This window comes from Paenibacillus sp. TAF43_2, assembly GCF_052113545.1.
Taxonomy (GTDB): domain Bacteria; phylum Bacillota; class Bacilli; order Paenibacillales; family Paenibacillaceae; genus Pristimantibacillus.
In genome coordinates this window covers 24,121-44,549 of sequence record NZ_JBFRDK010000095.1, presented here as the reverse complement: position 1 = coordinate 44,549, position 20,429 = coordinate 24,121, and the positions used below count along the sequence as shown (strand labels likewise).

Annotated in this window: 15 protein-coding genes and 2 pseudogenes; 3 read left to right on the top strand and 14 right to left on the bottom strand. The window is 46.7% G+C overall.

Annotated features, from left to right (window positions below; translation table 11 throughout):
• The 7 genes and pseudogenes from AB4Z17_RS19840 to AB4Z17_RS19810 form a co-directional block, all read right to left on the bottom strand.
• Positions 1-1,476, bottom strand: a pseudogene (locus tag AB4Z17_RS19840) (hypothetical protein); the annotation flags it as partial.
• A gap of 184 nt (positions 1,477-1,660) precedes the next feature.
• Positions 1,661-3,940: a GH32 C-terminal domain-containing protein gene (locus AB4Z17_RS19835; RefSeq protein WP_441961572.1), complete on the bottom strand. Its 2,280-nt coding sequence runs from the start codon at positions 3,938-3,940 to the stop codon at positions 1,661-1,663.
• Entirely contained in the window at positions 3,937-6,405 is a 2,469-nt protein-coding gene (locus AB4Z17_RS19830; protein ID WP_441961570.1) for a PfkB family carbohydrate kinase, read from the bottom strand. Before AB4Z17_RS19830 ends, AB4Z17_RS19835 begins: the two co-directional genes overlap by 4 nt.
• Positions 6,406-6,433: 28 nt before the next feature.
• Entirely contained in the window at positions 6,434-8,059 is a 1,626-nt protein-coding gene (locus tag AB4Z17_RS19825; protein ID WP_441912286.1) for an ABC transporter substrate-binding protein, read from the bottom strand.
• Between the two features lie 107 nt (positions 8,060-8,166).
• Entirely contained in the window at positions 8,167-9,063 is an 897-nt protein-coding gene (locus AB4Z17_RS19820; RefSeq protein WP_141501059.1) for a carbohydrate ABC transporter permease, read from the bottom strand.
• 12 nt (positions 9,064-9,075) lie between these two features.
• Positions 9,076-9,993, bottom strand: coding sequence for an ABC transporter permease (locus tag AB4Z17_RS19815; RefSeq protein ID WP_441961568.1), 918 nt, complete (start codon positions 9,991-9,993; stop codon positions 9,076-9,078).
• A 279-nt stretch (positions 9,994-10,272) separates the two neighbouring features.
• Entirely contained in the window at positions 10,273-11,241 is a 969-nt protein-coding gene (locus AB4Z17_RS19810) for a LacI family DNA-binding transcriptional regulator (protein WP_441961566.1), read from the bottom strand.
• A 337-nt stretch (positions 11,242-11,578) separates the two neighbouring features.
• Between AB4Z17_RS19810 and AB4Z17_RS19805 the strand changes: the two are divergent.
• Positions 11,579-11,788, top strand: a pseudogene (locus tag AB4Z17_RS19805) (IS3 family transposase); the annotation flags it as partial.
• A 67-nt stretch (positions 11,789-11,855) separates the two neighbouring features.
• Here the strand turns inward: AB4Z17_RS19805 and AB4Z17_RS19800 are convergent.
• Positions 11,856-13,151 (bottom strand): DUF2515 domain-containing protein, encoded by a 1,296-nt coding sequence (locus AB4Z17_RS19800; protein WP_441961563.1) that lies wholly within the window; start codon positions 13,149-13,151, stop codon positions 11,856-11,858.
• A 156-nt stretch (positions 13,152-13,307) separates the two neighbouring features.
• On the opposite strand from AB4Z17_RS19800, the gene AB4Z17_RS19795 reads away from it, so the two are divergent.
• The gene (locus tag AB4Z17_RS19795; protein WP_076268280.1) at positions 13,308-14,003 is read left to right on the top strand and encodes an SOS response-associated peptidase; all 696 of its coding nucleotides are present in this window, start codon (positions 13,308-13,310) and stop codon (positions 14,001-14,003) included.
• Between the two features lie 62 nt (positions 14,004-14,065).
• Here AB4Z17_RS19795 and AB4Z17_RS19790 read toward each other — a convergent pair whose 3' ends face one another.
• From AB4Z17_RS19790 to AB4Z17_RS19770, 5 genes are all read right to left on the bottom strand, one after another.
• Complete coding sequence (locus tag AB4Z17_RS19790) at positions 14,066-14,353, bottom strand: stage VI sporulation protein F (protein WP_441912282.1); 288 nt, start codon at positions 14,351-14,353, stop codon at positions 14,066-14,068.
• A gap of 70 nt (positions 14,354-14,423) precedes the next feature.
• The gene (recG, locus tag AB4Z17_RS19785; RefSeq protein ID WP_441912281.1) at positions 14,424-16,475 is read right to left on the bottom strand and encodes an ATP-dependent DNA helicase RecG; all 2,052 of its coding nucleotides are present in this window, start codon (positions 16,473-16,475) and stop codon (positions 14,424-14,426) included.
• Positions 16,476-16,482: 7 nt separating this feature from the next.
• Positions 16,483-17,337 (bottom strand): DegV family protein, encoded by an 855-nt coding sequence (locus AB4Z17_RS19780; RefSeq protein ID WP_441912278.1) that lies wholly within the window; start codon positions 17,335-17,337, stop codon positions 16,483-16,485.
• 33 nt (positions 17,338-17,370) lie between these two features.
• A complete protein-coding gene (locus AB4Z17_RS19775) occupies positions 17,371-19,098 on the bottom strand; it encodes a DAK2 domain-containing protein (RefSeq protein WP_441912313.1) in 1,728 nt (575 codons plus the stop codon).
• A gap of 56 nt (positions 19,099-19,154) precedes the next feature.
• Entirely contained in the window at positions 19,155-19,514 is a 360-nt protein-coding gene (locus tag AB4Z17_RS19770) for an Asp23/Gls24 family envelope stress response protein (RefSeq protein ID WP_076268275.1), read from the bottom strand.
• A 293-nt stretch (positions 19,515-19,807) separates the two neighbouring features.
• On the opposite strand from AB4Z17_RS19770, the gene rpmB reads away from it, so the two are divergent.
• Entirely contained in the window at positions 19,808-19,996 is a 189-nt protein-coding gene (gene rpmB / locus AB4Z17_RS19765) for a 50S ribosomal protein L28 (RefSeq protein ID WP_053375639.1), read from the top strand.
• 151 nt (positions 19,997-20,147) lie between these two features.
• Here rpmB and AB4Z17_RS19760 read toward each other — a convergent pair whose 3' ends face one another.
• The gene (locus AB4Z17_RS19760) at positions 20,148-20,423 is read right to left on the bottom strand and encodes a hypothetical protein (RefSeq protein WP_441912277.1); all 276 of its coding nucleotides are present in this window, start codon (positions 20,421-20,423) and stop codon (positions 20,148-20,150) included.
• Between the last annotated feature and the right edge of the window lie 6 nt (positions 20,424-20,429).

The window sequence follows — 20,429 nt, the reverse complement described above, 5'->3', positions numbered from 1 at the left end:
GTCAATACCTAAGACGGTGAAGTTAATCGTCCCGGTTCCCTGAAGCGTGAAGGTACCCGAAGTCAAGGAGCCCTGTCCTCCTTCAGAGGACTTGGCATAGAAGCTTCCTTCTTTACCGGCCATAGCTTCATCAGTCACCTGAAAAGCATCACCTTCAACGGTCCAGCCTTCAAAATCTCCGGTTTCAAAACTGCGATTCTGGATTTCAGTCGGTATTATGTTATCCGCCATGACCCCATCTTCCGGGACAAGTTCATTGAAGGTGTTGAAGGAGTCCGCAAATACCACTCCCCAATCCGAGAATCCATTATCAACGATCTCCAGATACATATTCTTGCCGATATACTTGGAAAGATCGGCTTTATATTGCTCCATATTCGCGAGTCTCAAGCCCTGTGCTGGATCAGGGAACCCAGACTCGTTAAATTCAGTGTTGCCGTACCTCGCAATCAAGTCTCCCGTATCCGCATTAATAACACTTAAATACACTTGATCTGTATGCTTGCCACCGCCCAACCTGAATGTAATCCAGCCTGTTCCTCCCAGCTCGAAGGTGCTGGAGCGAAGCTTACCTGTCGCTGTCTCGTTATACTTCCATCCGTTTAAATGATAATTTCCTTCCTGGTTGTACGGGATTTGTTCAACCCAATAGGTTGTTTCGTCCGACACGCTGTTCGGGCCGAACGCTTCACCTTCAACAACCGTCCAGCCTGTCATATCCCCGGTTTCAAAGCTTGGATTCTGGATTTGATAGCGTTCAAAATCGGGCTTGATATCTGTGGCAACAATGCCCTCCAATGGCTCTGATTCATGGTACATGAAAAACGCGTCAGCAAATACCACTCCCCAGTCCGTGGATGCATTATCCACGATTTCCACATACAGATCCTTGCCCAGATATTCGGAGAGGTTGGCCTTATATTGCTCCATATTAGCAAGGCGCATGCCCTGAGAAGGGTTTGGGAAGTTAACGTCTGCAAATGCGCTATTACCGTACCTAGCAATCACTTGACCCGAATTCGCTTCCACGATATTTACATATAACTTGCCAGAATTTTTTGCGCCGCCAAGCTTAAAGCTGATCCAACCGCTGCCCTTTAATTCAAAGGTGCTGGACCGGAGTACTCCAGTAGCAGCCTCATCATACTTCCAGCCGTTTAAATGATAAGCGCCTTCCTGGTTATACGGGATTTGTTCCGCCCACCAGGTGGATTCCCCTGATATGCTATTTGTACCAAATGCATTCCCCCTGATAACGGTCCAGCCCGTCATGTCACCCGTTTCAAAACCAGGATTCACAATTTGATATACTGCTTCCGTAACAGACAATCCCTTGTTTTCCTTGTGAAGAGGGGCATCTCCTGCGTTAGTCGCTGGATCAGCGCCTGCCGAAATTACGGGAGCAACAAGCTGGAGAAACATAACCAAAATCACTACTCTGGATATCCAAGGTTTTTTAGTCTTAATTTTTCTCATTCAAGAGCCTCCTACATAATTTTTCATTCGTGCAACTTTGACATCTAATTTCGAGATGCTCTCCTTGTACAAGGATGAATTGTAACGAATCATGAAAGGAGAACAACTAATTAAAGCGCTTTCAATTAGTAGGATACAAATCTTTATGTCTGAACAAAGCGGTAAGAAGCGCAAAGCGCTCCTGTTACCAAATGGACTGCATATTCCATATTTCAACGGATTTAATCAGTGGTTCGCCATCTCCCCATATCTCTAAACCTAAAGCATCCATTCGGCTCGGATATACCCGGGTCGTCAGGCTTTTCAAACCGTTGGCATAGGCTTCGACCATGGAACGATCCAAATAAATATGAAGCTTCAGATTCTCCCCTTGAAGTTCCAGTTTACCGCCTTGAATCCCTATACACTTTTCACCCGGATTCAGTGTCGTTTTTGTTCGGTCTACCAAGAGCTTAGCTTCATTAAAATCATAAAACAGCAGCGTTTCTTCTTCTCCATCCGACGTACACCGAACTTTAATTCCAAGTTGTGCAGAATTACAAGGTTCCAGTTCCACTTGAATCTCAAGCATGTCACCTCGAACATTCCTTACCGATAGATTTGCCTCAGCCAAAGATTTGTCACGAATCGATAGCAGTTTAGTACCACGCAAAGACTCTAATTCCTGAATCGGCTCTATTCCCAACCGCCCGTCATCCCTCAGAAACACACTTAACGGCAATCCACCATTATGGGCCCAGCCCGATTGGTATTCAAGCTCTGATGTCCGATCGCCTTGAGCTATCGTAAATATAATCTTTCTGCCTGTCTTCGGATCCACCATTCCACTCGGCCCTGTAAAATGGAAATCTCCGACATCAATCAGTTCTGGCTCTACTTGATCTGGAATAAATGAAAGATTGTGTTTATCGAGTTGTCCAATCCAATAGAATACTTCGACATCAGCTCCCTTTCCTACCGGACTAACCAATAGGAGATGTTTATTATGACCATGCTTATCAGTACCAAGAGGAAGAAGCACAGGAAGTTCCCAGATAGGCCCAAGATACGGGAATTTCTGAATATCTGCTTGATAAAATGGCCCTTTGTACGTCCAGGTCAGCATATCCTTAGAGGCAAACCCAAGCGCTGCTCCACCTTCGCCTTCGATTCCAGACCCGACCAAGGCATACCAACCGTCATCGTCCTTCCAGACAAAAGGATCACGAAAATCTCCGAATGCGCCCATTCCTTTCTCCTGTACGATGAGCGGATCCGGATGTTTAACCCACTTAACCAAATCCGGCTCTTTATCTTGGGAATAAGTGCTCCGGGCAAGCGCCACACTCTGATTCGGTGAAGCACTGTCATTGCCCGCTGTAAAGAACAAGACAGGCAAGCCATCTGCATCATAAGTCGCGCTTCCCGACCAAATTCCGTCAGGTGCTAAGTGATCCTTTTCAGGGGCCAAGGCTACGGGAATATCACGCCAATGTACCAAATCCTCACTTACCCAATGTCCCCAATGGATATGATAAAAGAACGGCCCCAATGGATTGTGCTGATAGAACAAATGATATTGCCCGTCAAAAAAGATCGGCGCATGAGGTTCATTCATCCAATGAGCAGGTGGGCTGACATGATATTGCGGTCTGTGCCGATCCAGCAACAGAGGTGACCGGTCCAGCTTGATCGTGTCATAATCCACATGCGGCTTGACGCCTCCGTGTGCGGAGTCCAGCACAAGCTGATACGAAGCCGCCACTTCTTCCCTGCTAAGGACTGTGTTATAAATCTTGAGCTCATCCATCATTCCGCTGAACATCTGAAGGCTGAACACGCCTGCCAGCATGCTGCTGTGATTATTCTTGCCAATGAGCAGTTCTGTCCCGACCGCCTCTGCCAACCGTGAACCGCGGGGTAAGCCCGTCGAAGCGATTTCATTACCGTTCAAATACAGCTTGAGTTCACCCCCGTTACCATCAAACACAGCATTCACATAAGACCACTGATTCTTGGGCAGTTCATAGCCGTCCGGCGACCAAATTTCCTTCCATTCCCCTCCTTCCAGCCCAACCTGAAAGGACCAGGCGCCGTGCCGGAACATACCCAGCAGATATCCCTGTTTGCGCTCCATATCATGGCGGTTTACAATGGCTGTCAGTTTGCCTTCATGACCCCAATCATAGAACCGCGGCGCCACCCATACTCCGATACTCAGTGCCGGAAGAGATACCGGCACTGGATTTCTCTCCTCACCGTGCATGGGATGGGCAATGTATGTTGAGTAACCATCGAAGAGGAGACTGCCTCCCGCCACTCCCTGTGTCCACTGCGGATTGCGCGGTTCGGTAAATTCGGCTTGATTAAATACATATTGAATTTCATTTCGGACTTGGGATACGCTCTCTAGAGCACTTGCTCCGTTTCCTTCGTCAAAAGCCCAATGCATCATCAACCCCAGGTCGTCAGCTTTGCGGCTCATGCCTCATTCCCCCCTACAGTATGCGCCGGTGTGCCAGCCGGATTATGAATGGAGTCAAGAGTATGGATCTGAAGTGAATCTAATACAATCTGCCTTGATTTCGTGCTAATCTCACACTTCTCAATTGGTGCGTCTGGGAATATCTGATCTGTCAGCACAACCTTCCCTTGATCCGCGTATACTTCCACCGAATTGCGGTCCAGCCAGATATGAAGCTTCAGTCTTCCATTCGCAGCAGCCACAACGGCACCGTGTTTACATCCAAATTGAGAGTGGAAGTCAGTTATGCCTGATTTTGAGCGGTCGATGAACAGCCACTGCTCAGCGGGGTCATATCCGATTATGATTTCGCTCTGACTAGAAGATTTCAGGTGAACTTGCACCTCGCCCCCCGACCGGACATCGATCTCAGCCTCAATCTCTAGCAGATCCATATTTGTCTGCTGCAAAAACGGGACATCCCGCGTAACGGTGACTGCCTGCCAACTCATGGAATCCTTGCGCAGCTGCGCTACTTCCCGCACAGGCATTTGGGTTAGAACTACCCCCTCATCCATGCTGGTTAACGACAAGGTGCGGGGCAGGGTCATTGCACCTCTCCATGAACCGGTAGGCGTCTCGTTGGCATACTTCCAATTACTCATCCACCCAATCATTACGCGCCGTCCATCTTGCTCAGGAATATCCGACCAAGTAACTCCCGCATAATTGTCTCTGCCATGATCCAGCCATAAGATTTTGTCAGCAGGATTGTCATTTATAAACTTATTTCCATCGAATTCTCCAATAAAATATTGTGTACGCGATCCTTCCGGACAATCAGGATGATCCCCGATACTTATAATAAGCACCCATTTAGATAGTCCAGTCTCATCAACTGGCAATGCAAACAGATCAGGACATTCCCAAACGCCGTCATGCGAGCCGTCACTACTGCCGAATTCACCGGTCAGCGACCATTCAAGCAAATTTGTGGATCCGTAGAACCTGGCGTGGTCTCCTGCTACAATAACCATAACCCACCGCTCACTTTGCGGATGCCAGAATACCTTCGGATCCCGGAAGTCTATCAGATCATCCTCTGCTAGGACTGGATTCCCTTCATACTTGTGCCAGGTTTGGCCGTTATCGCGACTGTAAGCCAAGCTTTGCCGCTGGCGAGGCTGACTCGTCACCGGATTGATATCCGCATGGGTAAAGATCGCAACAAGTCCATGGGAATCTTCGAATAAACCGCTACTATTCTTCCAATCCACTACACAGCATCCGGAAAAAATAGCCCCATGCTCATCCGGAAATAAAGCAATAGGTGCGTGCTCCCAGTGAACCAGGTCCTTACTTACAGCATGACCCCAGTGCATCGGCCCCCATTTATTGCTGTAAGGATGATTTTGGTAAAAGAGATGATAGCTTCCCTCATAATAAACTAATCCATTCGGATCATTCGCCCAGTTGGAGGGAGGCGAGAAATGAAACCCTGGTCTGAAACGCTCGGCATTATTCTGTTGATCGGACTCTATTTTCTGGTTAATCTCATCTGTCGTCGGCATAGATCCAAGAGCCCCTTTTCGTGTTGTAACTAACGCTCCTCCAGCATTGGCAAAGGTCAGCATGCTAATCATTTGCTGGTCGGTTAGATCATGCAAAGAACTTTCGTTTTCCAGGATTTTATATAACAAGCAGCCAAGAAAAGCATCGCCTGCTCCTGTCGTGTCGATAACATTGACCTCAAACCCCTGTACATATCCATCCTGGCCGCCCATACGGTAATAGCAGCCTTTTTCCGCTAGAGTGACGACAACAAGTTTAATATCAAATTGCTGCGCCAATTCCATTGAACCTTTTTCAACATCGCTGGTACCTGTGATAAAAGAAAGCTCTTCTTCCGATATTTTCAAAATATCGGCATAATTCATGCCCCAATAAATATTTTGTCTGGCTTCCTCCGTGCTCTCCCATAACGAAAAGCGGATATTCGGATCGAAAGAGAGCAACACTCCTGATTCCTTGGCTTTGAGAACTGCCGTTTTGGTTGCGCTGCGTGCCGGTTCATGTGTCATGGACAATGAGCCATAATGTAAAGCTTTGCAGGTTTCAATCCGGTCCAGCGGGACATCCGTAGGGTCCAAGAATGTATCTGCTCCCGGCTTACGGAAGAAGCTGAACGATCTGTCTCCTTTGTCATCCAGATGGACAAAGGCCAGCGTTGTGCTCACTTCATTTGTGAAGGATACTTCAGATACATCGACACCGCTGCTTTGCAGTGTTCGGTGCAGCAAGGAACCGAATTGATCCTCCCCGACCTTGCTGATTAATGCTGTTCTGGAGCCTAATCGGGATAGTGCAGCAACCACGTTAGCCGGAGCCCCTCCCGGATTGCATTCAAACTGCTCGTTCCCACCGGCTGAACGACCTGCCGGAGTAAAGTCTATCAATACTTCTCCTATGGCGATAACATCAAGCACAGTTTCTCCCCACCTATCATCTATTTATTTATTTTTTCAAATTTGCATTATAACGATCCAGACCGGTTTGATAGATTTCCAATAATTCTTTTAGGCCCATCTTGTCCAGTGTCTTCAGATAGTTGTCCCATTCCTTATCTGCGCCACCATCCACAATGAATCTTCCTCTTTGAGTATTTACGTACTTAATAAGTTCAGGCTCAATTTTGTTGATTTTATCCAGTTCCTCCGGCTCGAAGAAGATACCCGGATAGTTTTCCTTTTCCATATATGGATTGTAGTATTGCTCCAGATCCTCAGCTCGCTGCTGGGCACGAGGTTCCATATCTACAACTTTTCCGAAGTCTTCAAAAGCAATGACGCCAGGTGCGCCCGATCCCGGAGCAACCTTTTGACGGAATTCACCTGCAGATGTTCCCTCAGGAAGCGGCAGATTGACTAATTTCCCGTTTTGGTCCTTCTTGTACACGATATCCAGCGGACCCCAGTGGATTTGAGAAGCCATGTACGGTTCAAACTGCTGGTCGATCCAGCGCATCGTGATTTCCGGATTGCTGTTCCCTTTGGTAATTACAAAAGATCCGCGACCAGGGCCACCGCCATTGGCGCGTCCAATCGTTTGATCCCCATCCGGTCCTTTCAGCGGAGACAACAGAACATAATCCTTGGCGCGTTCGGTACCGACAACCTCTTCTACTTCCCACCAGACATAGGATCCGAGCGTTTCATCGGTAGTTTTACCTTTGGCCAGATACTGAGCTGCGTCCTGAGTGAAGGATTCTGGGTCAATCAAACCCTGCTTATACCATTTTTCGTGGAAATAGTTCACAGCTTCCTTATATTCAGGCTGTGTCGCGGTGAAAATAACTTTCCCGTCGCGGACGACCCTGTGTTCCAGATTATCCGGAAGTCCAAATGCTCCGAATAGTCCGGCAATATCCATACACCACTGCATATGCATGAAACTTAACGGGATTTCATCCTGCTTCCCATTACCGTTCGGATCCTGTGTTTTAAAAGCGAGCAGAGCTTCCGTGTATTCCTCCAGTGTCTGTGGCACCTTCAAGCCGAGCTTATCTAACCAAGCTTTATTTATAACGTGAAAGAAGGGATTTGTTCCAAGGTTATTTTCCTCCCATGAAGGCAGCCCGTAAATGTGCCCATCCGGTGCCGTGATCGATGATTTGATATCAGGCCGGCGATCGAGAAGCGCTTTCAAATTAGGAGCGTACTGATCAATTAAATTCTCAAGCGGAATAATGGTCCCGTCTTTACCGTAATTGATTAACTCGTAATCAGTGAATCCTGCTGCATAAAAGGCATCCGGCAAATCACCACTGGCGAGCAGCAGATTTTTCTTTTCTGCATAATCGGTGTCAGGAATATTCTCCCAATTAACTTTTACATTGGTATCCTTCTCCAGACGCCTGAAAATTTCCATTTCCGAGAACTCTGGTGCCAATGCTGCTTTCGGGGATACCATTCTTAATGACACTGCTTCGTTAACTATCGGAAGACCGGTTTGATTAAAATTCGCTTCCTGATTCTTACTTTCAGCCTGATTATTTGCCCCGTTACCATTTCCTGAGCACCCGCTTACCGCAAGGGCTCCAGCTAGCATTACAATTCCAGCACCTTTGAATAAAGATTTCATTTGTACATAACCTCCCCTTATTTCGTTCCGCAAGCGTAAATCTTATATTCCTTTTCCTCCGTATTCATCTGCTCTTGTGCATCCCCCCCTTCAAGATCCTGCAAGCATCAGCCTTTGATCGAGCCGATCATTACACCTTTAACAAAATACTTCTGCAGGAAAGGATACAATATGAGCAGCGGCAAACTGGATACCATAATGACACCGTATTTGATCAGTTCTGTAACACGCATCTTGGCTGCGTAGGATTCCACATCGATCATCATGCCGGAGTTCACCTGATTCTGGACAAGGATGTTGCGAAGCACCAGTTGTAGCGGATACTTGCTCTCATCGTTCAGGTAAATTAAAGCATCGAAGAACCCATTCCAGAAGCCAACAACATGATACAACACCATTACCGCCAGGATGGACTTGGACAAGGGTAAGACGATACTCCAAAAGAATCTAGTGTTGGAACACCCGTCAATTGAGGCTGCTTCCCACATCTCATCCGGGATAGATGACTGAAAAAAGGTTCTTACAATGATGATATTGAATACACCGCCTGCTCCGGGTATGACAAGTGCCCACATCGTATTCAGCAAATGCAGATCCTTAATCAGTAAATAAGTTGGAATTAACCCGCCGCTAAAGAACATGGTGACCAGCAAGAACCACATAATCGCTGATTTTCCCGCCAGATTTCTACGGGCTAACGGGTAGGCCGCAAACACAGTCACGGTTACTCCAATTAATGTTCCCAGCGTTGCATATAAAATCGAATTGGCATATCCGATCCATATGGAGGAATCGCTGAAGATCCGCTCATAACCGTCTAGCGTGAAGCCTTTCGGAAACAGCCAAACCTCACCTGAGTAGATATAATTGGGATCACTAAGTGATGCAACCAGCACAAAGTACAACGGATATAATACGAGCAGCATAATGATGGTCAACAGAAAGTAATTGATGATGTCAAACCATGCGTCTCCTCTGCTCTTTCGCTTCAATAATGAATTCAAAAGTATTCCTCCTTACCAGAGACTGGTTTCTGTCATTTTTTTGGCAATCCGGTTTACGGTGAAAATCAGAATAATATTAATTAAAGAGTTGAATAGGCCAACTGCCGTAGAAAAACTGTATTGAGCCTTCTGAATCCCCATTTCATATACATAGGTTGGGATAATATTGGAGGTAGCATAATTCAAATCGCTCTGCATAAGGAACGCTTTCTCAAAGCCGATGCTCATAATGTTGCCAAGTGCGAGAATCAGCAGAATAACGATCGTCGGCAGAATGCTTGGAATATCCACATACCATACACGCTTCCATTTACTCGCTCCATCCATAATCGCCGCTTCATGTAGTTCTGGATTGACACCGGCAAGAGCAGCAAGGTAGATAATTGTGGCAAATCCTGTTTCCTGCCAGATACCTGATAGTATATACAGAGGACGAAACCAGCCTGCATCGGCCATAAACAGAATTGGATCTCCTCCGAACAAGGTGATGACGTGATTCACAATTCCGCTATTTGGAGACAAAAAAACTTTAAGCATGCCGATTAGCACAACGGTAGATATAAAGTGCGGTGCATAAATCACTGTCTGTACAAATTTCTTGTACGTCTTACCCAGCATCTGATTCAGCATAATCGCGATTATGATTGGAGCCGGGAAGCCAAACAACAACGAAAGGAAACTGAGTGAGAGCGTATTCGTGATAATGGTCCAGAAGTTATAAGAATTGAAAAAATCTATAAAGTGCTGGAATCCAACCCACTCACTTCCCCAGACCCCCCGACTTGGTGAGAAATCTTTAAAAGCAATTTGCACCCCATACATCGGATAATATTTAAATACGAGGTACAGAATAATTACCGGCAATAAAAACAGGTACAACTCATAGTCACGTTTGAACCTGCTCCACATGTTATGTTTTGGTTTGATCATTGGATGATCCCCCCTACTGGTTGTTGAATTCACGATTATTCTCCCTTTCTTTTATAAGTAATCATTTTTGAAACGTTTCCAATTTAGATTTAGAGAAACCTGGGTTGGTAAATCTATATCAAGAATCAACCGATTAAGCTGATTTTTTTCAATCATTTATAAGATCTAGGTAATTTAAGTGTTTTTGAAACGTTTCCAATTTAGGGGGAAAAACTTCAGTAAGAATTTCATTACACAAATGCGCTGAAGTTTTCCAATCCAAATGGAATCCAAATGGAATCATGTAGTTTCACCTTGCTTGAAAATAACGGGGATATGATACACTTGCTTGTCTAAAGGTATACCTTCGATTTTGTTATAAAGTAGTCTGATTGTCATGCGTGCCATCTCTTCCACCGGCTGCCTGATCGTTGATAAGATAGGATGAAAATAAGGATTATCCTGAATTCCATCATAACCTACGACTTTTACATCTTCTGGAATGCGAATCCCCTGCCTTCGTGCTTTATCTATATAGTTGGCAGCCAGCATATCGGTAATCGCAAAAATACCATCTACATCGCCATGCTCGTTAAGGAACTCGTTAATAAAGGCATTCTCATCCACYATGGGATCTGGCTTCTCGTAGATGATATAATCAATCCCCAAAGCTTCCGCTTCGTGAATGAATCCTTGTCTACGGTTCATGGTTTCGCTAAAAACAGAAGTGACGCTTCCCATAAAAGCCGTCTTCCTTGCTCCCGCTTTCACAAGCTCCCTTAAAGCAAGACGTCCTCCCTCATAATTATCTGAAGTCACACAGGTAATACTTTTGTTAAAGTGTCTGTCGATGCTTACAATCGGAATGTCATTGCTCACATTATTCTCAATATCGTTGTAAGTTATGCCAACAATGCCAGCCACTTTGTTCTGCCGAAGCATTTCCAGATAATACAGCTCCTTCTCAGGCTTCCCGCCGCTGTTGCATAACATAAGCTTAAAGCCTTCTCGGTCCAATTCATCCTCAATGTAATAAGCCAATTCAGAAAAGAATGGATTCCAGATGCTTGGAAGTAGCAGAGCTACCATCTTAGATTTCTGCATCTTGAAATTCCGAGCTACTTCATTTGGGAAATAATTCAGTTCTTGAATGGCTTCCTCTACTTTTTTGCGTGTCTTGGGTTTTACAGCGCCAGAGCTGTTAATGACTCTTGATACCGTTCCTACAGCAACGCCGGCTAAGTTTGCTACATCTTTAATACTTGTCATTTTATACCCCCAAACTCTCTAGCAAATCTATAATAACACCAAAGTGGAAACGTTTCAATAATAATTTTGGAAACGTTTCAATATTTGTAGGCTATAGTGGAATTCATCACAGAATTCCGATAGCTTAATGAAGCATCGTCAGTTAAAGCTCAAAATATCCGCTCGATAATAAATATCAAGCCTGCGCAGCGACAAGCAATAGAAACTTTAATTCAATAAGAAAGAGTGTTTGCATGAGAATAGGGACTGACCCCTGAACGTGAGACAAATCAAAGCACCTTCAAGAAAATGCAACCATGTCGTAAGATATGGAGACAACCTTGGAGGTGTTTTTACGTTGGCAACAAGAGTAAGTTATCCAGTGGAAATAAAGGCAAAAGCAATTGAAATGAGAATAGCAGGCATACCGGTCAAGGAGGTAATGGAGCAACTCAAAATACGAAATGAAACGCAAGTGAAAACTTGGATGCGATGGTRTCGTAGCGGCGAGTTGAACCGTTTAGAGCAGCCTGTTGGCAAACAATACAGCTACGGTAAAGGACCTGAGCTGTATCGCCTCCCACTTCTCCCTCAATCTCGTCCGGCACCGCCAACAAGTGTCGAAGTCCAGGGCTTCACTTATTGCCACGCTGCACCGCAAGAACAGCGAGTTCTATCTTGTTAAGCATGAGCCCATATTCATTCGTAATTTCAAAAGAATGCGGCATTGGCAGCTTTTGAAAATAAGGCGAAATATCGGCAACGGACGTAAACCAATCTCCAGGCTCCGGCATTTCTATGGGCTGATCGTTCCACGCTGTACTAAGCTCTGGGCTGTAAAGCGGCTCAGCACCAGGCTTTAACCGTGCACCCAGCAGACGCTCCTTATAAATTGGCTGTGGAGGCTGCTGACGTACACGCGTAAATATATGCGGCGCGTAGTCGGCACGCGAGCCTGTATGCTTAACCGCAGCAGCGAAGGATCTAGCTCCTTCATAGACGCGCGGTACACCGAATAACATCGCATATAAACGTTTGCCGAATTCAATTCTCTCTTCTATATTTTCAAACCGCTCCAAAATAAGACCAGAGAGCCGCAGCGCAAACGCTCCTTCCCCTTTTCCCGGGCCATTGCCATAGGGGAAAATAACCCCGTTCAGCTGAAGCAGCGATTGCAGACCAAAAAATAACGTATGCAGCACCTTCTCTCGAAAAAAGGGAAGCTGTACAACACGCTGCTCGATATAATGCTGCTCATTAACGATTAATGCGATCGTTAGCGGCACCGCGTCGCGATCTCGCCAGTACTGCTTCCAGACCGGCGCCATAAACGAGGATACGCCAAAAGCAGGCAGCAGATGGAACAAGCTCCTCCCCTCGCGCCTGCTCCGTTCATACAAGAGCAGCTGCGGATAAGCATCTTGAAATATCAATGCATTCGCCTGCTCCAAAAAACGAAACACGGCCAACCGCTGTTCCGAGTTCAGCAGCCATGGAAGCCACTCGCCTTGCAAGTCAGTCATATTCCAGCCGCCATTACGGGACACCATATGCGCAAGCAGCGCCCAGTGCAGCTCCGGAGTGCGGAAATACAAAATACGATAGGCTTCCGTTCTCGTCACATTATTCCGATTGGCAGCAGCAGTCTCAGCGCGAATTCGTTCGATTAGCGCAAGCTCCTCTTCATTCCAGCTTGGCACCGCTGAAGCATCAGCAGATTCAAAATGCTTCGACCATGCATACTTCAATTTTGCAACGGAAGAAGCTGAAAGCTGCAGCGGTGTTGCTTCCGCAATCATCGCATCCGATGCGCTCATTGCCCCCCACTTGCCGACTGCATAGTCAAACGCAGCGCTGGGGAGCGCGAGCAGCTGCCCTAGCCAGTAACCGAATGTCCGGCGATAAGACCGTCCCTCATGCTTTTTGTCCATTGTCAGTGCTCCTCCTATCGCGTCGTTGACTATACATTGCTAAACCCTATAGTATCCAGTATCAGCCACAGAGCAGTTCGTCATACTGTGTATGCAACATATGCGATTCGAGCGCTCACGATGTATAATAAAAGCATTAGAAAGGAGATGACAGCCATGTGCGGAAGGTATACACTCACGGTTACGTTGGAAGAGCTGATGGTTAGGTATATGATCGAAGAAACGATGGTACCTTTTCACCGTCCGAAATATAATATAGCTCCGAGCCAGCAGGTGCTGACCATTATAAATGATGGCCAAAATAATCGGCTAGGCGAGCTGAAGTGGGGACTTGTGCCGCCATGGGCGGATGATCCAAAAATTGGTTTCCAGATGCTGAATGCTCGATCAGAGACAGCAGCGAGCAAACCTGCCTTTCAGGCCCCGCTGCAGCGCAAGCGCTGCCTCATCCCTGCCGATGGTTTCTATGAATGGAAAACGACAGCACAAGGCAAACAGCCGATGCGCTTCGTGCTTAAGAACCGCTCCTTATTCAGCATGGCCGGTCTGTACGAGACCTGGATTTCTCCTGAAGGGACCAAAATAAATAGCTGTACGATTCTAACAACTACGCCAAACGAGCTCGTTTCCGAGGTTCATGATCGCATGCCGGTCATTTTGCGGCCCGAGGCAGAGCAGCTGTGGCTGAACCGCGCGGTAACGGACGTTAAGATGATCACTCCACTCCTTAAGCCGTACTCATCGCATGAGCTTGAAGCTTACCCTGTCTCCCTTGCAGTCGGAAGCGTCCGTAACGACGACTCTTCTTTAATCGAGCGCATTGAAGTGGACGAGCAGCTCGAGCTATGGTAGCAGCAAACCAAGCGGAACGATATTCTCGTTGCCAAATAAAAAAAAATCGCTGACCAAAGCGGTCAGCGAAACATCCCCCACAGTTTCAGCAAATGAAACGTGTTGTTCGGGTCAATCTTTTGCGCCATAATGAAAGCAACAATCTGGTCTTCCTGTGTATCCGTAAGCTGCTCCTGCAAAATAACGGACGCCGCTTTCACAAGCCGTCTAACCTTTGGCCGGTCTTGCAAATCGTATTTGGTCACATTTCCTAGCAGGTCCTTAATCCGTTCCTTCACAGCAGGGTTTTTCATTTTGTATTTAACACGCTCGACCAGCTGAGGCTTAATCCCATAGTTTTGGTAACTCACTTCGTTGACACMTCCATCAGGCAATCCAGTCACATCGTTAAACTATATGCCGAAAGGAGGTGAATATTGCCTAGTCTAGCTGTTCTCCTTGAAAAAATTGATCCTGCTCCAGCAAGCTGCGCAATCTAACGAACGACTCATTCGTCCAAAAATCATCTCGTCCTGTTAATTCAGCGGCATCATCCCTAGCAAGCTCCAGCAGCTCATAGTCAGCGACCATGTCAGCCAAACGAAACTCTGGCAAGCCGCTTTGCTTCGTGCCAAAAAAATCGCCCGGACCACGAATCTCAAGATCCCGCTTAGACACTTCAAATCCGTCATCCGTGTCCGTCATGACCTTCATTCGCTCGCGTCCCGTTTCTGATTTCGGATCGGCTACTAATATACAATGCGATTGATGCTCTCCCCGCCCTACACGTCCTCGCAGCTGATGCAGCTGGGATAATCCGAATCTCTCCGAATCCATAATGATCATAAGTGTCGCATTAGGAACGTCGACGCCCACCTCAACGACCGTCGTCGCCACAATCACATGCGTTTCATTTGCGCCAAAAGCACCCATCACGCTTTCTTTCTCCGCAGCTGAAAGGCGTCCATGCAGCAGGCCCACCCGCAAATCAGGAAACGACTGCTGCGTTTGCACATACAGATCAATCGCATTTTGTACATCGAGCTTCTCCGACTCCTCGATCAGCGGGCAGATGATGTAAGCTTGACGCCCCTTGTTTACTTCTTTCCTTATAAAAGCGAGCACACGCTCCATCATGCTGTGCTTCACCCAATACGTCTTAATCGGCTTGCGCCCATGCGGCCGCTCGCGAATCGTCGACACGTCCATATCGCCGAATGCGGTAATCGCCATCGTTCTCGGAATCGGCGTTGCTGTCATCGTAAGCACATCGGGGTTCATCCCTTTGCGCCGCAGCACGCTCCGCTGATTGACACCGAAACGATGCTGTTCATCCACAACGACGAGCCCAAGGCTCCGAAAAAAAACATCGTCCTGAATTAGAGCATGCGTTCCAACGACGATATCAATCATGCCCATTTGAAGCCCCGCAAGCACATCCCTGCGTTTGCGCTCTGTTACACTTCCTGTTAGAAGAGCAACCTCAATTCCGAGCTCTGCGAACATTTTTGTAAGCGAGCGCATGTGCTGATCAGCCAGTATTTCTGTTGGCACCATCAAAGCCCCTTGATGACCTGATTTCACCGCAACATACAGTGCAATAGCTGCCACAACCGTTTTGCCGGAGCCAACGTCGCCTTGAAGCAGCCGATTCATACAGGACGGCCTTCTCATATCGACACAAATTTCATTAACGACCTTCTTCTGGGCATCTGTCAGCTCAAACGGAAGGGTTGCGGCAAATTGACGAATCGTCTCACTCTCAATTCGATGTGCGATGCCATCATTCCGCTTGCGATTAAGAGCCCGATAAGCTTGGAGCTTCAACTGAAACAGAAACAGCTCCTCGTATACCAATCGTTTGCGCGCCTGCAGTCCTTCCTTCGTATCATCCGGCAAATGAATGCGATGCACCGCGTCGCGTCTGGGCATCAAATGATGCTGCTCCACAAGCTCAAACGGCAAAATCTCTTCAATCATCGACCCATATTGCGTCAACGCTTGACGCACGGTCTTCCGCATCCAAGGCTGTGTGATGCTTCCGCCTACCGAATAAACCGGCTGCAGCGTTCCCGATTTGGCCGGTCCGCCGCTGCCAGGAAACTCTGAGTCCGATATCGTCATTTGCAAGCGCTGTTGCTCCCACTTGCCCGTAAGCATAATCTCACGGCCAATGACAAGCTGGTCCTGCAGAAAATGCCGATTAAACCAGACTGCCGTCACGAGCCACTGCCCAACCTCAACCTTGCATGTTAATCTTGATTTGCTTTTTCCATATCGCTGCAGCATAGGAATGCCTCGGACATGTCCTAGAACCGTCACCTTCTCGCCTTCCTTTACATCCGTCAGCTCACGAATGCGATAATCCTCATAGCGAAATGGAAAATAATCAAGTATATCCGCCACTGTTCTCACGCCAAAGGCGTGAAGCTCCAATTCCTTGGGAGCACTCACGCCTTTGATTTGCCGAACAGAAATTTGATCAAGTGTCATTTTACGATCACATCCTGTACATAAACACGGCCGATGTGCCAGGTCCCGTATGCGTGCCGATAACAGCACCTACCGTCGTCCAGTTCATTTCTTGTACATTGAACTGGGCTTTCAATAGCTCACACAAATCCTCAGCTGTGTCTTTACTGAAAGAATAAGCCATAGTCATACCGACCGGCTCATCGCCATACGTTTGTTTCAATAGTTCAATAATACGAGCCATCGCCTTCTTAGAGCCGCGCACTTTATCTACAGCTAGCACAACACCATCTTTGTCCAAAGATAAGATTGGCTTTATGTTAAGAATCGAACCGATCAGCGCTGATGCTTTGCCAATTCGACCGCCCTTTTGCAAATATTCCAGCGTGTCGACTAGAAAGTATAAATTAGTACTGCGCTCAAGACGCTCAATCTCTTCGATAATCCGTTCTTTCGATTCGCCTGCTTGTGCCATTTCGGCAGCTCTCACAACACGTAGTCCGAAACCGTATGAAGCAGATTTAGAATCGATTATCGTAATATCCGCTTCTTGCTCGAGCATGGATTGAGCAATGACAGCCGATTGATACGTACCGCTGAGCGCGGCCGACAAATGAATAGAAATAATAGGTGAATCAGCGTCCTCCGCAATCAAGCGCTCATATACTTCTGAGAACTCGTTTGGTGATGGCTGAGATGTTGTAGGAAGAACAGATGACTGCGCAAGCTTCTCGTAGAATTGTTCGGACGTAATCGTCACGGCATCTAGAAACGTCTCCTCGCCAAACAGCACCTTAAGGGGAACTACCGATATCCCCAAGCGCTTCTTGACCTCTTCCGGAATATCAGATGTGCTATCCGTTACTATTCGGACCTTTCCCATGGCCATTTCCTCCCATTGTTAGAACGATTACATTTACTCCAAAGCAAAAACATACGGATACAGCGGTTGTCCGCCTTTTTGCAATTCAAGCTCCAGATCAGGATACTGCTCTCCGATCCATTCGCATAACGACGCCGTTTCTGTCGCTTCCGCATCCTCACCTGACAAAATCGTCAGCAAATCTCCACCTGCATCGAGCATGTTAGCAATGAGCGATTGGCAGGCTTCGAGCAAGCTTGCTTTGGATACAACTATCGTCTTTTCTTTAATGCCGATGTAATCACCCTCGCGAATATCCACACCTTCAATGGTCGTATCTCGCACAGCCTTTGTTACTTGTCCCGATATAACCTGCTCAGCAGCGTTTTTCATCCATGCGCTATTTCGTTCAGCCGTCTCGTCTTCCTTAAAAGCAAGTACAGCGGCTAAACCCTGAGGTATCGTGCGAGTTGGGATAATCGTAACATTCCGCTCGCTAAGCTCAGCAGCTTGTTCAGCTGCCAAAATAATATTTCCGTTATTCGGTAATATATAGATATGCTCTGCTGACAGAGCCTCGATCGCCTTCACAAAATCTTCTGTGCTCGGATTCATCGTCTGACCGCCAGACAACACCGTATCCACTTCATTTTCGAGGAAAATGTTCGTAATCCCCTCGCCTAGAGCAACAGCAATAATTCCAAACGGCGCCCATTCAAATACTTGACCAGGCGGAACTCCCTGTACGGCCTGCCCTGCAAGCAGTTCTGCTGCAGAATAGTCAACAACGGCTGAATCCTCTGCCTCATGCTCAAGCAAATCACGATGCTGCTCGCGCATATTAAGAATATGAATATCGGTTAATTCTCCGTAAGGAAGCGATAGGTTCAGTACGTCTCCCGGTTTGCGAGAGTGTACATGAACTTTAATAATATCGTCTTCTGTTATGACCAATATAGAGTCTCCATCTTTCCCAAGAGCACGTTTGTAAGCGGATTCATCAAAAAACGCTCCCGCTTGTCCGCTTAGCTTGCGATTGATAAAAAATTCCATATCGTATAAAAATTCAATAGCTTCCGTCGCTAAGCGTGCTTGTGCCGAGATCGGCTCTTGCTTGCGAATTGGTGGCACGATAATAGGAACAGCCACTTCTTCAGGTGGAGCTGCTTCTGACGGCATCGAATAAGTATCAAGCTGGCCATCGATTTCTGCTAGGCTGCGTACGAAACCCTCATAAATAAACACGAGACCTTGTCCGCCAGAATCGACTACGCCAACCTGCTTTAGTACAGGCAATAAATCAGGCGTACGCTGCAAAGCTTCATATGCCTTCTGATGCACCTCGTGCATCAACTCAGCCACGTCACTCGTTCTACGGGCGTACTGAACGGCATGCTTCGCAGCTTCCTTGGCAACGGTAAGAATCGTTCCTTCTACAGGCTTTACGACAGCTTTATAAGCGAGGTCAACACCGTATTGCAAAGCAGCGGCTATTTGCACCGTTCCCGCTTCTTCAAGACCGGCAAGCGACCTGGAGAAACCTCTGAACAGCTGTGACAAGATAACGCCGGAATTGCCCCGAGCCCCCATCAGCAGCCCCTTAGATAAGGCTTCTGTCGTTTTTCCAATGCTGCTTGACGGCTTGCTGCGCAGCTCGCGAACGCCTGAGGACATCGTTAAGTTCATGTTTGTTCCCGTGTCGCCATCCGGCACTGGGAATACATTTAATGCATTAACGTGCTCTGCGTTTCGCTGTAAATAATCCGCGCCGAGCAGTGCCATTGCGGTAAAATCAGATCCGTTTATAAAGCGCTTACTCAACGAAATTTCCCTCCCTGTTACTTAAGTACCCTGACATCCTGCACAATTATATGGACTTCTTCCACTTGTAGACCGATTACGTCGTTCAGCACATATTTTACCTTGGATTGAATGTTATGCGCTACCTCGGAAATTTTTGTTCCATAGCTTACGATGATGTAGAGATCAATATGCAATTCTTCATTTACTCGTCTAACTTCAACGCCGCGAGTCAAATTGTCTCGTCCGAGCAACTCGGCAATTCCGTCCTTTAGCTGTTTGCGTGAAGCCATCCCGACAAGTCCATAACAATCCATGGCCGCAGAGCCCGCAATAATGGCTATGCAATGGTCTGAGACATGTATGGAACCTAATTCTGTGCTTAGCTGCATTGGCATGGAAATACACTCCCTTACTGTATGTATTATGGACTAAGTATTATTGTACTATAAACGGCTCCTTTATAGAAGTCTGTTCAATAAATCCAGTTATTCTGCATGGTTGCTCGCTTTAAAAGCGATAAAGAACATCCTTGTCCTTATATTTAGGTTGAACAGAACCAATGTTTGTGATACGATATTCAAGTGTGTTTAAATGTTATTTCGCTTACGAATGAATTTTTCCTCACGCATAACGAAGCCATATTAATGGAATCCGTTTTGTTCAAGCAAGATTTAAAGGAGGTGTAGTCATGTCCCGCAAATGTTTTCTTACAGGTAAAGCACCTGGTAAAGGTAACAACGTTTCCCACGCAAACAACAAAACTCGTCGTTCTTGGGGCGTAAACGTGCAAAAGGTTCGCATTTTGGTTGATGGTAAACCGAAACGTGTTTATGTTAGCACACGCGCACTTAAAGCTGGTAAAGTTACACGCGTATAATGATGGCAATGGCCATAGACAAAATTTCATGCCTCATCCCTCCTCAGACACGCTCATCGAATTTATCCGTGACAACATTACTACGCTCATGTAAACATCCTATGCGTCGTCAGTTTGTCCTATTCCATAGTGCGTCTGAGGGAAAAGCCTATTATGCGCCCGTTATTGGCATTGGATTATCTCTTATATATATAATAGCCGCTCCAACGACAGCAATTAGTAAATAAAATACGATCGATAGCGCGAAAAAAGCGATTCGTATTCCCAGCTTTTCAAATCTCCGGAAAAACCGAATGCCCACGTACAATGCGAGCAGCGAGAAGAGATACCGATAAAAATCCGATATCATCGAGAATAGCGCTAGCAGCAGTCCGGCAAGAAATGTATACATCAACAGCCAGAGTGTTGTTTTCAACCGTTCATTCATCGCAGT